Raw genomic sequence first — 12610 nt, forward strand, 5'->3', positions numbered from 1 at the left:
GATCTAAACCCTTCAAACTGGACCGTTTTTGGTTAGAGTTTTCCGGTGCATTTTCCAAGCAGGGAAAGGAACGGAAGACGATGAAAGCATCGCAGTTTTCGGACGCACAGAAGGCGTTCATTTTGAAGCAGGGTGATGAAGGAGTGTCGGTGGCGGAGATCTGCCGCAAGGCGGGAATTAGCCAGGCGACCTATTTCAACTGGAAGAAAAAATACGCGGGCATGCTGCCGCCGGAGATGAAGAAGCTGAAGCAGCTCGAGGACGAGAATGCGCGGTTGAAGAAGATCGTCGCGGACCTGACGCTGGACCGCGAGATGTTGCAGGACGTCATCCGGCGAAAGCTCTAAGGCCTGCTCGGAAACGCGAGATGGTGAAAGGCATGTGCCGGGATTGGATGATCTCGATCCGGCGTGCCTGTGGGGCACTGAACTTCGATCGGTCGACCTACCATTACACCTCTCGCCGTGCCGATCAGGCCGGTCTGGAACGTCGGATTCGTGCGATCTGCGAAATACGTGTTCGCTACGGCTATCGTCGCGTGCATGTACTGTTGGAACGCGAGGGTTGGGGGCCAACATCAAGCGAACCTATCGCATTTACAGAGACTTGGGCCTGCAGCTGCGCAACAAGACACCGAAGCGACGGGTCAAAGCCAAGCTGCGGGAAGATCGGCAAATGGCCGTTGGACCGAACGATGTCTGGGCCATGGACTTCGTTCATGACCAACTCGCGACCGGCAAGAAACTGCGGGTGCTCACGGTGGTCGACACCTTCTCGCGCTATGTGCCGGTGCTTGATCCACGTCACAGCTATCGAGGTGAAGATGTCGTGCAAACCTTGGAACGGGTATCCCGGAAAGTTGGCTATCCGAAGACGATCCGTGTCGATCAGGGGCTGAGTTCGTGTCTCGCGATCTTGACCTTTGGGCCTATGCCAAAGGCGTCACCTTGGACTTCTCACGCCCCGGCAAACCGACCGACAATGCGTTCATCTTGCGTCGGGGCAATCGATTCACTGGATCGATTGCTTTTCCCTCCTCACGTTCAATGGCCGCTTCCGCGCCGAATGTCTGAACCAGCACTGGTTCCTGACCCTTGCGGATGCCCGCGAAAAGATGGAGGATTGGCGTAGAGAGTATAATGAGTTTCGGCCGCATGGTGCGATCGGCAATAAGGTGCCGATCTCGCTGATGAAATCAGGAGGCGCAACCAGCCCGCCTCCCTGAATGAAGCCGGAAAACTCTAGCCTCAGCTGGTCCAGAAACCTGGGGCGGTTCAAGCCCAGTATGTACTGACATTAAACCCGGATCATCCTGCGGGGGCATGCCAGTTTTCAAGAACGACAATACCTGCCCAATGTCGTATTTGGCTGGGCGCAGAATACCCACCTGTCGTGGCTTTGTCGAAAAGCTACGTCACCGCCAAATTGAACCGAGCAATGAAGGAAATAGCGTGAGTCTTTTTATCCCGTCACCGTTGATACAGGAAAACATAAATTCGGCTGTGGGTTGGATGACCGGCGACGACGACTTTCTCGCTGAGGTCTATCTCAGCTCGCCTACCGCCCGGATACAGATTAATTTTGGTGACACGCATCGGCACGGCGGGGTCGTGCGATTAAAGGCGCTGGAAAAGGCAATCGCTACCGCCAAGGATCATTTGAAATCCCTACCACTAAAGCAGAGGCTCCTATTCAAGCTCGCTTATTCTGGTCGCGGAAATCACCAGCTCTCAACTGATCTTCACCAGACACTAGAATGGGCTGATAGCATCGGGCTGCTCGCTAGCGGGATGATATTCAATCAGGTCTTCAGCAAGAACATTGCGGAGAGCTTTATTTGGCTGGGCTTTCCCGACCCCAAGATTGCAGTGCTTTTCAAGTTGGCAGGGTACGATCATACATTATTTTGACGAAGGATCAAAAGCCGCCGATGGGCGATCGTTGGCATCTGCACATCCCTGGAGCGAAACTCTATGTTGCGCTGTTCGCAACGATACGCCGGTGTCCGGCCAGCGTCCGAAATATGCGACATACTCGGACCCTAATCTCAATGGTCGCCTTGATGTTGGAGTGGACGGCCCCTGAACGGCATCGAAATGTGCCAGAATGAGCTGTTAAGATCTCAATCGAAGGGGCCGCCCATGGACAAGATTATTCGTATTGGCATGGATACGTCAAAACATGTTTTTCAGTTGCATGGCGTGAATGCTGGAGAGAAGCCGGTCTTGCGTAAGAAAATGCGACGCAAGGAGATGATCGACTTCTTCACGACCTGCCCGCCAACTTTGGTAGCGATCGAGGCCTGTGGTGGTTCGCATCATTGGGCACGGCTGCTCGCCTCATTCGGACATGAGGTGAAAATGATCGCGCCACAACTTGCTAAGCCCTACGTCAAGCGGAACAAGAACGACGCGGCCGATGCGGAAGGGCTCTGCGAGGCAATGAGCCGCCCAACGATGCGGTTTGTTCCGGTTAAGACAGTTGATGAACAAGCGGCACTCATGCTGATCGGCGTCCGTACCCGTCTCATCGCCAACCGCACCCAACTCGCCAACGCAATCCGGGGCTACGCCAATGAGTTTGGTGTCTCTGCAGCCAAGGGGCTGGCACATATCCCTCTGCTGCTTGAAAGGATACAAGCCGACGGGACTGTGCCAGAGCTCGCACAGGAATTGTTCATGAGCCAGGCCGAGGAATACGCTCAACTGGAGAAGAAGATTGCGGATGTCGAGGCCAAGGTAAAGGCATGGCAGCGTAACGACGAACGCAGCATACGTCTCAACACCATTCCCGGCATTGGCCCAATCGGTTCGGCTCTTTTGATAATGAAGACACCCGCTCCGGAGCTCTTCAAATCTGGTCGCCAGTTCGCAGCTTGGATAGGGTTGACGCCAAAAGATCACTCGACCGGCGGCAAGCTGCGGCTCGGTGGTATCACGCGAGCCGGCGATGAAGCTCTGCGGGCCGTCTTGGTGGCTGGAGCAACCGCTGTCATTCATCACGCGCGACGATCTGGCAAGGCTTCTCGATGGTTGGCGGAACTGCTCAAGCGCAAGCCGCCTAAACTGGCAGCTGTCGCACTCGCTAACAAGATGGCGCGCATGGCTTGGAAGCTCATGGTCTCTGGAGAGACATACAGCGCACAATCAGGACCAGCTTTGACGGGATGCGCCGCATGAAGATTGGGAAGCAAGAACCGGGACATCCTGATCTTCACCACGTGTTGGTAATACTACAACTTGCAAGATAATAGCAGATGGTGTGATCGATCGATCCGGGACACAGGACACCCCGGGAATCCCATTGGCCCCTCAAGGCCGCCTTGATGTTTGGGACCTGTGTTGCGGAAACCATCTTGGCCAGCGTTCATGTGCGAACGCAACAACAGGCCGGACATATGGACGCAAGCGATCAGATCAAATTATCTCAAACTATCTTGCGAGTCGGGGGCCGTCCACATATGGGATTTGAACCTGAGACGCACCAAATACCACAGCTCCATCCGAGGGGCGCTAAATGGAATGACTTGCCCAATCTTCATGCCCATGGCCAATTCGTATTACAAAAATTGTCTCGTCGTCTTCGATCCGATAAACGATGAGATGCGCTTTGAAGGGATGAATTCTAACGGGCGGATCAATCTCATCCCGTTCGCGCGCGATGCGTGGATTGACAGCTATCAGATCAAATAATGCGAAAAGTTCATCGTGGTAGCGCTTTGCCTGGCCTGCTGCGAACATACGGACACCTTGCTCGGCGATCGCAATAATGTCCTCTTCCGCTTCGACAGAAAGCTTAAAACTCATGACTTGCTGGCACGAGCCGTCGCTTCAGCAAAGAGTTCATCCTTTGATCGGATGCCAACACCACTTTGGAGCCCGGCCTCGACGAAGCTTTGCATGGCGGCGATCTTGTCGTTTCGTGTCTGGTCGCGGCGGATCAGGTCGCGCACGTAGTCGCTAGCATTCGAATATCGTCCGGTCCTGGCCTGGGCCTCCACCCAGTCCTTCATCGGGCCCGGAAGAGATACGTTCATCGTGGCCATTGATAACCTCCATTTGAAGGCACCATAACCGATTTTGGCAAAGTTTGTCAAAGGCTCGAGCGCCTTGTTGAGATGTGGACCAGTTCGTCTCGATAGCATCAAATTCAATGACTTAGCGACGCTGTGGCGGGGAAGTTGGAATGTCCGCTGTAGTGCAAAGTAGAAATGTCACTTCGCGCTGCATGGATACCGAAGTTTGCGAATGCATTGTGCTTCGAAAGCTGCTGATCCACAATCAGGGCCAGATCTGCATGTCGACGGAACGTATCATCGTCCGTCAGGCGATCGCCGACGCCGAGGCCAAGGGCGCAAAGCTGGTTGCCGGCGGCAAGCGGACCGGCACGGTCGTCGAGGCGACCCTTCTCGATCACGTCACGCCTGACATGCGTGTCTATGCGGAGGAGTCCTTCGGGCCGGTGAAGCCGATCATCCGAGTGGCGGACGAGGACGAGGCGGTGCGTGTCGCCAATGATACCGAATATGGGTTATCGTCGGCGGTCTTCAGCCGCGATGTCCAGCGGGCGCTCGCTGTGGCAGCCCGCATCGAGACGGGGCCTGCCACATCAACGGCCCAACCCTCAACGACGAAGCGCAGATGCCCTTTGGCGGCGTGAAGGGCAGCGGTTACGGCCGCTTCGACAGTAAGGCAGCCATCGCCGAATTCACCGATCTGCGCTGGATCACCATCGAGGATTCGACGCAGCACTATCCGTTCTGAGAAAACAGGCGGCAGGTACTGATCGATAGATTTGCCTGCCGCCTATTGCAGTCGATATTCCGCGTTTGAAGACTGCCGGCTTGGAGCTTGCCAAAACTATCTGGCCCTGTTTCTCCAATGGAGAAGTCGCTGCTCCACAATAGCCAGAAGCAACGACGACAGGCATCCGAGAGCAGCGAGCAGGATGACGCCCGCATAAAGGTCCGGTGCCCGGAACGCCCGCGCGGCAAGCAGGATCCAGTTTCCGAGCCCGTCCCGACCGGCAAGCATTTCGCAGACAATCGCGACGATGAGTGCCACCGTCAGTCCCAGTCGCATGCCCGACAGGATATCGGGGCTGGCGGAGGGCAAGGCGATTTTAACGATTGTTGCGGTTCGCGAAAACCCAAGGGCCCGCCCGACCTCATAAAGCGTCGGTTCGACTGAAGAGAACCCCTGGATCGTGGAAAGCAGCACCGGCCATAACGCGCCGAAGACGATGACGCTCAGGACCATGGCGTCCGTCAGGCCAAGGATAGCGATGGCGACCGGAATGATTGCAGACGCCGGCAGCGGACGCAGGAATTCCAGCATGGGTCCAAGATAACTGCGCAAGGTCGGTGACGTGCCAACGGCCGCGCCGAGCACAATCCCGACAAGCGACGCGACCAGCCATCCCCAGAACATGCGCTCGATCGTCAAAAGAAATTTGGTCAAGAGGTCGCCGGTCGCAAAGCCCTTTATCATCGCACTCCAGGCGCGATCAGGTCCCGGCAGGAAGACCGGCGAGATAAAGCGATGATCGGCAATCCACTGCCACAAGAGCACCAGCAGGGCGGCAACCAGCAGGCCCGAAAACAACGATATGAGCCGGTTCGCTCTCATCAGCGCGCCTCCGGCATGGCTGCTCGCCCGGCATGGCGCTGGAGGACGCCGAACAGCCAATTGAAGCCATAACCGACGATGCCGACCCAGAGCAGATAGGCAAGCATAAGATCAGGTCTCAGAGCTTGCTGGGCAGCGAGAATACCATAGCCCAACCCGAACGGATTGGCGGCGATCTCAACCGTCACCGCCACCACGAGCGCGATGCCGGCGGCAAGACGAAATGCCAGCGTGATGCGGGGCAAGGCGGCAGGAAGGATGATCTTCCATATGCGATCCAGCATCGAGAGCCGCAAGGCGCGCGACACTTCCATCAGGCGTGGTTCTATTCCCGCAAGAGCAGACCGCGTCAGGATCAGCATTGGCCAGATGCAGGAGAATGCGACGATTGCCATCTCCATGCGAAATCCGAAACCGAAGACCAATAAGGCAATGGGGAGCAAGGCGACGGAGGGGATCGGGCGTATCGCCTCGATCGACAATTCCAACGCACCATTGAGAAACGGCACGAGACCAAGGAGAAGCCCGAGGACAAGGCCGATGGCAACACCCAGAAACAGGCCCCCGAAAGCCATTGCCAGCGTATCCAGGGTCGCCATGGCGATCGAACCGTCGGCAATCGCCCGGACCAGCGCCAGAAGAACGGCGCTCGGCGGTGCCACGGCATCGCTGCCGCCGCTCGACAGGCGCGCCACAATTTCCGCGACGATAAGCAACGCCAGCGGAACCGCCAGGGCTTTCATCGTCGCCTTCATCTCTCCGCCTTTTCGATGAAGGCGAAGAGCTCGCGGCGAAGCTTGAGAAACTCCGGAAGCTCCCGGGTGGCGAGTTGGCTGCGCGGGCGCGGCAGGGGAATATCGAAAACCCGGCCGATACGGCCCGGATTCGGCAAAAGTCCGATGACCCTGTCACCGAGATAGATCGCCTCCTCGATGTCGTGCGTGACGAAGAAAACCGTGGCGCCGGTCTCCGAAGCGATCGACAGCATTTCGTCCTGCAGGCTCTGCCGGGTCATCGCGTCCAGCGCGCCGAATGGCTCGTCCATCAGAATGACGTCGGGCTTTTGGGCGAGACAGCGGGCAATCTGCAGGCGCTGCTGCATTCCACCGGACATCTCCGTCGGATACCTGTCCGCATGCGATGCGAGCCCCACTTTGGAAAGCAACGACATGATCTGCTCTTCGCGCTGCCGCACCGGCACGCCGGTCGCCTCGAGCGCCAGGGAAACATTGCCGCGGGCCGTTCGCCAGGGAAGGAGCGCCTTGCCATAATCTTGAAACACGATCGCGACATCGCGGCGCGGGCCGTCCAGTTTCTGGCTCAATACCTTGACGCCGCCGCTGTCCGGTCGCACAAGCCCGCCCGCCATTCGGAGCGCCGTGGTCTTGCCGCAACCCGATGGGCCGATCACGCAGACGATCTCTCCCTTGTTGACGGAAAAGCTCAGATCGGAAATGACCGCGCGATTTCCATAGGAAAGGGAAACGTGTTCGAATTCTATGCTGTGAAACTGTGATGCCAGGGAAATTGTCATTTTACCGTGTTCGCCTGTCCTGAATCATAGACGACATCCAAGGTATGATGGAGATGCGCGGAGAGACGGGCGACCACCGTTTCCTCATCCCGCGCAATCGCCAGGTCCGCAAGCTCCTGATGCTCCCAGAGGAACCAGCTCTTCTCCCTGATCGCACCCATCATCGCGCGGCGATAGCGATAAGCCTGCAGATAGAGGCTGTCATGCAGCGCCAGCATCCGCTCCGAGCCGCAGGCAGCGATCAGCGACCTGTGGAATGCCTTGTGGAGCGTATCGAACTCCGGATTGCCGTCCTGCATCTGCTCGGGGTTGTTCTCCACGTTGCGGCGAAGGCGATGAAGTGCCGCAAGTATTCCCGCCTCCCACGCATCATCCCCCTTCTGCATCGAAAGCCGCAAGGCCTCAGCCTCGATCAGCTTGCGCAGATTGGTGATGTCTTCCAGATCCGCGCGCGAAACGCTGGCGACGCGGAAGCCGCGCTGCCCGACAACGGAAATCAGCCCCTTCGAGACAAGGCGGGAAAGTCCCTCGCGCAGCGGTGTCGCGCCGATACCGTAATGGGCTGACAGCGCGTGGATACCGAGACGCATCTCCGGTTTCCAGCGTCCGGCAAGGATGTCTTGCTCGACTAGGCTGGCCGCCTGTTCGCTCAGGGTGTCGGCGGCTGTCCGCTCACCGTCATCCTGTTCCTGCCACTTGCTTTCCCGTGCCTTTATATCCGTCATTTTTGTATAAGCTTCGCCACATCTGGTTTCGATTGAAGCATGCCCTGCTTGTCCATAACGTCAACCCACCATCCAAGCTCTTCCGGCGTGAGATTGGGGTCGGCAACGGCAACTTTCATCGACGAAAGCACGTCCAGGGAGATCTTCGTAAAGCGGGATATTGCCGCCTTTGCCTTGTCGGGCTGACCATTGACCACGGTCGATGCCTCGGCGATCGACTTGCGGAAGGCCACGACCGTATCCGGGTTGGCATCCGCCCAGTCACGCGAGCCGGCATAGAGGATCTGCGGACGCTTCTCGGGTAGGGATTTGAGGAAGTAGGCGGCGGCCGTGCCGGTGCCGCTGGAAATGATCCGCGACATGATCGGATCGGCGGAGACCACGGCATCCACCGCACCTGACTTCAGCACGTCATTCATGGTCGGAAAGGTGACCTCGACGAAGTTCACCTGCTTGGGATCGACGCCGTTGTCCATCAGCCATTTGACGAACAGGACCTGAAGAAAGGCTCCGATACCGGGCGCTCCGACCTTCTTGCCGATGAAATCCTCGGCCGTCTTGATCGAGCTTCCCTTCGCGACGACGACGCCGGCTGCCTCGGCCGTGGAATCGGCCGTCGAGGACGCGCCGCTGACCACGACGAGATCCAGGCCGCCATCGACGGCCTGTAGGAAGACGGAGGGCGTCGGTCCGCCAATCTGGATCGAGTTTGAAAGCAACGCCGCCGGAATATTCGAGTTGAGCCCAATAAGGATGAGCTGAACATCGAGCCCGTTCTTCTTGAAGATGCCATCCTCGACAGCAATTGCGGCGCTGGCGCAGTCGGTCGTGGCCGTACAGCCAACGGTGACTTTTGCGTCCGCCGCCATGGCGAAGCCGGACATGCATAGCGTCGCCACGGCAGCTGCCGCGACAGCCGGTACAAAAGTCCTCATCTCAATTCCTCCCAAGACAGGTCTTTTCATATACATATTTTTCGTTTATCGATATAAACACAAAATATATATATTTGCAATGAGGTGATGCCATGAAACTCGCTACGTTCCGAAACGGCAATAGCGAACAGCACGTCGCGATCGTCCTTGACGAGGGCCGTTATCTGTTCGACCTGACAACTGCATCACGCCGCCACGGCCAAGATACTGAGACATTTTCCACGATGCTGTCGTTGATCGACGCCGGCAAACGCGGACTGGATGCGGCGGCCTCGCTCCTTGATAAATATGGATCGGAGGAAGATCTCTCGGTCCCAACCGACATGGTCGACCTTCAGGCTCCGCTGCCGTTGCCCCGGCAAATGCGCGATGGAATGAGCTTCCCGCTGCATATTCGCCAGTCGCCTCGCGGCATGCGAAAGCTTTATGCGGCCGAAAACGCCCAGCTCATAGCGGAGATCGATGCAGAGCCGCTGGCGGAGCTGCCCGCCCTCTACCGCGAATTGCCGATTTACTACATCACCAATCGTATGATTGTCGGCGGCCCCGGTTCGACCGTCGTCTGGCCGCGCTATAGCAAGGTGATGGACTATGAGCTCGAGTTTGGCATCATCACCATGAACACGGCCGCAAACATCAAGGCCGCCGATGCGCACGAACACATCTTCGGCTTTACGATCTTCAATGATTTTTCAGCGCGCGATCAACAGGCCAAGGAAATACCTGGCTGGCTGGGACCCGCGAAGGGAAAGAGCTTCGATGGTGCAAACGTCATCGGCCCCTGGATTGTGACCCCAGATGAGATAGGCGACCCCTACTCGCTGAAGGCGCAGGCAAGAGTGAATGGTGAAATCTGGTCCGAGGGAACGACAGAAGGCATGTTGTTCAGCTTCGAGGAAATCCTGGCGCACATGTCGCAGAGCGAAACGATCTTCGCCGGCGAATTCATCGGCTCGGGCACGCTCGGCAACGGCTGCGGATTGGAGCACGGCCGGTATCTGTCTGACGGCGATACGGTCGAGCTGGAATTCGAAAAGATCGGTGTACTCAAGAACAAAGTGATCCGCCAGGACTAACGGACGGATTCAAGGGAGGAAATGAAATATGGCGCAATCCATTGTCGATCTGTCGGTGCCGATAGCCAACGATATCCCGGCGGATCCTCCGATCCAAATCCCGCATATCGAATATATCGACCACAAGCAGAGCCTTTCGCAGATCCTGCCGTTCTTTCCGGGCCTTGCCGCCGAAGACCTTCCCGACGGCGAAGGCTGGGCGGTCGAGCGCATTACCCTTTCGACCCATAACGGCACCCATCTCGACGCACCCTGGCACTATCACTCCACCATGGATCACGGCCTGCCCGCGCTCAAGATCGATGAGATCCCGCTGGAATGGTGCTTTCAACCGGGCGTCAAGCTGGACTTTCGTCACTTCGAAGACGGCTATGTCGTAACGGCAAAAGATGTCGAAGCCGAATTGGAGCGCATCGGACACACGTTGAAGCCGCTGGAAATCGTCGTCGTCAACACCTCGGCGGGCAAGCGCTTCGGCCAGGATAACTATGTCGCCAGTGGTTGCGGCATGGGATATGAAGCGACCATGTATTTGCTGGAACGCGGCGTGAAGGTGACCGGCACAGATGGCTGGAGCTGGGATGCGCCCTTCGTCCATACCGCCCAAAAATATGCAGCAACCCGCGACGCGTCGCTGATCTGGGAAGGGCACAAGGCGGGACGGCACCGGGGATATTGCCATATCGAGAAACTGCACAATCTCGAAGTGCTTCCCTCTACGGGTTTCAAGATCAGCTGCTTCCCCGTCAAGATCGAGCGCGCCTCCGCCGGCTGGACGCGCGCCGTCGCCATTATCGATGCGTAAGGGTACCGCCGAAAGCTTGTCCTGTGAAGCGGCTGAAGCAGCTTGAGGAAGAGAATTCGCGACTGAAGAAGATCAGTCGCGGATTTGACGCTGGACCGCGAGATACTTCAGGACGTGCTGTCAAAAAATGTATGGTCCGCCCTGTCATTGCAAGGATTTTAGGTTCAGACGACTGCAGTTTGCGTAAATGTATCCGGCCTCTCGCGAGTGGACTGCTGTTGCAGCCAGGCCCTGATGAGATGCGCACATTCTGTTTCCAAATAGCTTCTTCGGGCACGAGGCCCGCTTTCGACCAGGATTTACAGAATGCCGATCAACTGTTTCGTCATCACCCTCGAACCTCGCAATCTGTCCAGTCGGTAAAGACCGGAAAAGCGATGGGTGTTAAATTGCTGCCTGGCGAATGTAGGTCGCGCCTGGTTTTGTCAGTATGACCCAGACGATGCGTGCCAGTTTCGCAGCCAAAGCAACAGTCACCTTGTTGACATGCATCCTCAGTCGCAGCGCATCGATCCAGCTTCCAAGGCGATCCTTGTTCCGGTCGAGGTGCATCATGCATGATCGGGCACCGTGGATAATCAGGCGACGAAGATAATTGTTTCCGCGCTTGCTTATACCCAGGAGGTTCTGCTTTCCGCCTGTCGAATACCGGCGAGGCACCGGACCTAACCAGGCAGCGACATCGCGTGCCTTGGAAAAGCGTTCGGGGTCACCGATTGCTGATAGAATCGCTGTTGCACCCAACGGACCGATACCCGGAATTGTCATAAGACGTCTTGCCCGCTCATAGGCATCCGCAATGTCTTCGATCTCATCCGACACTTGTCGAATACGGACGTCCAGCCGTTGAAGATCTTCATAAAGATCCCGGAGTATCGTGCGTGCCACAGAGGTCAGATCGTTTTCCAGGTCGTCAAGAACGCGGCAGATATCAAGTTTGAAAACGCCGGGACCCTGCCGCATCGCGACACCATGCTCCAGACAATAGGCGCGCATTTGGCAAATTAGTGTGAAAAAGCATCCAAAGATGACCCCGTGGATATGGGGCATAAATCATTGAAATATATTCAATTTTCTAGAGAAAGAAGCGGTCATATCCGGCGTCGCCCATGTCCCCATTTGTTGTTCCGATTTTCCTATAAATTTCAAATTGTTGAGCGAGATCGCAACGGGGTCATTGTTCAAAGCCAGTTCACACCCATAATCCGTATTACCCAGCAAAGAGGTCGGGCAAGGCGCCGGGGCAAGAAGGAAGTCGGCGCGGCCGTTCCATACCGCCGTATGGGCAGTGCCGAAGATCTCACGGGATGGCGGTTTTCCTCGCCTCCCAGGATTCCGATTATGTTGTCGCTCAATGCTACAATGTCAGCGGCGGGTAATGGATGCACTGATCTCAGGCGTGGGAGATCCGGAACGAGCGGTCGTCGTTCCGGGAAACGGATCGGGGAAGGACAAGTCTGACCGAGCGTATCTCCTCCGTGGGGTGCCAGCACGCGCGGTGTCGGGTTCCCTACAGGCCAGCTCACCAATTCAGCCCGCGATGCCCTCAACGATGAACACGCGATACTCGGCGCCCTTCAGGCGGTGTTTCATGGCTTCTTGATAGAGAGGGCTGTCGTACGAAGCCTTGGCATCAGCGACCGTTGGAAACTCAATGACGACTGCGCCATCCACTTTATCGCCTTCCAGCGTTTCGACCGCGCCATAAAAAGCGAGCGGGGTCATGGGTTGCCCGACCGATGCAGCGGGGGCGCTCTCCTCGTATTTTTTGAATTCTACAGGGTCGGTGATCCGGTCCCGGACATAAACGAGATAGGCACTCATTGAAGTTCTCCTATGCAAAGTAGCGGATAGATCAGAGTTCGCGCCTGTCTCTGAGGCGGCATTGGGCAGATGGCGAGCCGTGGA

At 57.0% G+C, this 12610-nt stretch carries 12 protein-coding genes and 4 pseudogenes; 7 read left to right on the forward strand and 9 right to left on the reverse strand.

Annotated features, from left to right (window positions below; genetic code table 11):
- Positions 1-80 precede the first annotated feature (80 nt).
- From HB780_RS09755 to HB780_RS09765, 3 genes and pseudogenes are all read left to right on the forward strand, one after another.
- A pseudogene (locus HB780_RS09755) lies at positions 81-1225 on the forward strand (IS3 family transposase).
- 97 nt (positions 1226-1322) lie between these two features.
- Positions 1323-1910 (forward strand): hypothetical protein, encoded by a 588-nt coding sequence (locus HB780_RS09760; RefSeq protein ID WP_183687265.1) that lies wholly within the window; start codon positions 1323-1325, stop codon positions 1908-1910.
- A 231-nt stretch (positions 1911-2141) separates the two neighbouring features.
- Entirely contained in the window at positions 2142-3179 is a 1038-nt protein-coding gene (locus HB780_RS09765; protein ID WP_183686283.1) for an IS110 family RNA-guided transposase, read from the forward strand.
- 333 nt (positions 3180-3512) lie between these two features.
- On the opposite strand, the gene HB780_RS09770 is transcribed toward HB780_RS09765, so the two are convergent.
- Both HB780_RS09770 and HB780_RS09775 read right to left on the reverse strand, forming a co-directional pair.
- The gene (locus HB780_RS09770) at positions 3513-3806 is read right to left on the reverse strand and encodes a type II toxin-antitoxin system RelE/ParE family toxin (RefSeq protein ID WP_183687267.1); all 294 of its coding nucleotides are present in this window, start codon (positions 3804-3806) and stop codon (positions 3513-3515) included.
- Positions 3803-4045 (reverse strand): type II toxin-antitoxin system ParD family antitoxin, encoded by a 243-nt coding sequence (locus HB780_RS09775; RefSeq protein WP_183687269.1) that lies wholly within the window; start codon positions 4043-4045, stop codon positions 3803-3805. Before HB780_RS09775 ends, HB780_RS09770 begins: the two co-directional genes overlap by 4 nt.
- 233 nt (positions 4046-4278) lie before the next feature.
- Here HB780_RS09775 and HB780_RS09780 point away from each other — a divergent pair.
- A pseudogene (locus tag HB780_RS09780) lies at positions 4279-4763 on the forward strand (aldehyde dehydrogenase family protein); the annotation flags it as partial.
- A 96-nt stretch (positions 4764-4859) separates the two neighbouring features.
- Here the strand turns inward: HB780_RS09780 and HB780_RS09785 are convergent.
- From HB780_RS09785 to HB780_RS09805, 5 genes are read right to left on the reverse strand one after another with little or no spacing between them, the layout of a single operon-like run.
- Positions 4860-5627, reverse strand: a complete 768-nt coding sequence (locus HB780_RS09785) for an ABC transporter permease (RefSeq protein ID WP_183687271.1) — start codon at positions 5625-5627, stop codon at positions 4860-4862.
- Positions 5627-6382 carry an ABC transporter permease gene (locus tag HB780_RS09790; RefSeq protein ID WP_183687273.1) on the reverse strand — a complete coding sequence of 252 codons (756 nt, stop codon included), beginning with the start codon at positions 6380-6382 and terminating at the stop codon, positions 5627-5629. The genes HB780_RS09785 and HB780_RS09790 overlap by 1 nt, the downstream gene beginning before the upstream one ends.
- The gene (locus HB780_RS09795) at positions 6379-7161 is read right to left on the reverse strand and encodes an ABC transporter ATP-binding protein (RefSeq protein ID WP_183687275.1); all 783 of its coding nucleotides are present in this window, start codon (positions 7159-7161) and stop codon (positions 6379-6381) included. Before HB780_RS09795 ends, HB780_RS09790 begins: the two co-directional genes overlap by 4 nt.
- The gene (locus HB780_RS09800; RefSeq protein ID WP_183687277.1) at positions 7158-7886 is read right to left on the reverse strand and encodes a GntR family transcriptional regulator; all 729 of its coding nucleotides are present in this window, start codon (positions 7884-7886) and stop codon (positions 7158-7160) included. The genes HB780_RS09795 and HB780_RS09800 overlap by 4 nt, the downstream gene beginning before the upstream one ends.
- A complete protein-coding gene (locus tag HB780_RS09805) occupies positions 7883-8821 on the reverse strand; it encodes an ABC transporter substrate-binding protein (RefSeq protein WP_183687279.1) in 939 nt (312 codons plus the stop codon). Before HB780_RS09805 ends, HB780_RS09800 begins: the two co-directional genes overlap by 4 nt.
- Positions 8822-8913: 92 nt before the next feature.
- Here HB780_RS09805 and HB780_RS09810 point away from each other — a divergent pair, with 92 nt between their 5' ends.
- Both HB780_RS09810 and HB780_RS09815 read left to right on the forward strand, forming a co-directional pair.
- Positions 8914-9897 (forward strand): fumarylacetoacetate hydrolase family protein, encoded by a 984-nt coding sequence (locus HB780_RS09810; RefSeq protein ID WP_183687281.1) that lies wholly within the window; start codon positions 8914-8916, stop codon positions 9895-9897.
- Between the two features lie 28 nt (positions 9898-9925).
- Positions 9926-10702 carry a cyclase family protein gene (locus tag HB780_RS09815; protein WP_183687282.1) on the forward strand — a complete coding sequence of 259 codons (777 nt, stop codon included), beginning with the start codon at positions 9926-9928 and terminating at the stop codon, positions 10700-10702.
- Between the two features lie 384 nt (positions 10703-11086).
- Here HB780_RS09815 and HB780_RS09820 read toward each other — a convergent pair.
- Positions 11087-11710 (reverse strand): annotated as a pseudogene (locus tag HB780_RS09820) (IS110 family transposase); the annotation flags it as partial.
- A 237-nt stretch (positions 11711-11947) separates the two neighbouring features.
- Between HB780_RS09820 and HB780_RS32975 the strand changes: the two are divergent.
- A pseudogene (locus HB780_RS32975) lies at positions 11948-12081 on the forward strand (L-iditol 2-dehydrogenase); the annotation flags it as partial.
- A 151-nt stretch (positions 12082-12232) separates the two neighbouring features.
- On the opposite strand, the gene HB780_RS09825 reads toward HB780_RS32975, so the two are convergent.
- Positions 12233-12526: a DUF1330 domain-containing protein gene (locus HB780_RS09825; protein ID WP_183687285.1), complete on the reverse strand. Its 294-nt coding sequence runs from the start codon at positions 12524-12526 to the stop codon at positions 12233-12235.
- Positions 12527-12610: the final 84 nt, after the last annotated feature.

It is taken from the genome of Rhizobium lusitanum, from assembly GCF_014189535.1.
Lineage (GTDB): Bacteria > Pseudomonadota > Alphaproteobacteria > Rhizobiales > Rhizobiaceae > Rhizobium > Rhizobium lusitanum_C.

What these genes read in the sequence shown, in the direction of transcription:
- HB780_RS09765 (WP_183686283.1), top strand. Translation starts at nt 2,142, where the DNA reads ATGGACAAGATTATTCGTATTGGCATGGATACGTCAAAACATGTTTTT.
- HB780_RS09785 (WP_183687271.1), bottom strand. Translation starts at nt 5,627, where the DNA reads ATGAGAGCGAACCGGCTCATATCGTTGTTTTCGGGCCTGCTGGTTGCC.
- HB780_RS09795 (WP_183687275.1), bottom strand. Translation starts at nt 7,161, where the DNA reads ATGACAATTTCCCTGGCATCACAGTTTCACAGCATAGAATTCGAACAC.
- HB780_RS09810 (WP_183687281.1), top strand. Translation starts at nt 8,914, where the DNA reads ATGAAACTCGCTACGTTCCGAAACGGCAATAGCGAACAGCACGTCGCG.
- HB780_RS09815 (WP_183687282.1), top strand. Translation starts at nt 9,926, where the DNA reads ATGGCGCAATCCATTGTCGATCTGTCGGTGCCGATAGCCAACGATATC.
- HB780_RS09760 (WP_183687265.1), top strand. Translation starts at nt 1,323, where the DNA reads ATGCCAGTTTTCAAGAACGACAATACCTGCCCAATGTCGTATTTGGCT.
- HB780_RS09790 (WP_183687273.1), bottom strand. Translation starts at nt 6,382, where the DNA reads ATGAAGGCGACGATGAAAGCCCTGGCGGTTCCGCTGGCGTTGCTTATC.
- HB780_RS09825 (WP_183687285.1), bottom strand. Translation starts at nt 12,526, where the DNA reads ATGAGTGCCTATCTCGTTTATGTCCGGGACCGGATCACCGACCCTGTA.
- HB780_RS09770 (WP_183687267.1), bottom strand. Translation starts at nt 3,806, where the DNA reads ATGAGTTTTAAGCTTTCTGTCGAAGCGGAAGAGGACATTATTGCGATC.
- HB780_RS09800 (WP_183687277.1), bottom strand. Translation starts at nt 7,886, where the DNA reads ATGACGGATATAAAGGCACGGGAAAGCAAGTGGCAGGAACAGGATGAC.
- HB780_RS09805 (WP_183687279.1), bottom strand. Translation starts at nt 8,821, where the DNA reads ATGAGGACTTTTGTACCGGCTGTCGCGGCAGCTGCCGTGGCGACGCTA.
- HB780_RS09775 (WP_183687269.1), bottom strand. Translation starts at nt 4,045, where the DNA reads ATGGCCACGATGAACGTATCTCTTCCGGGCCCGATGAAGGACTGGGTG.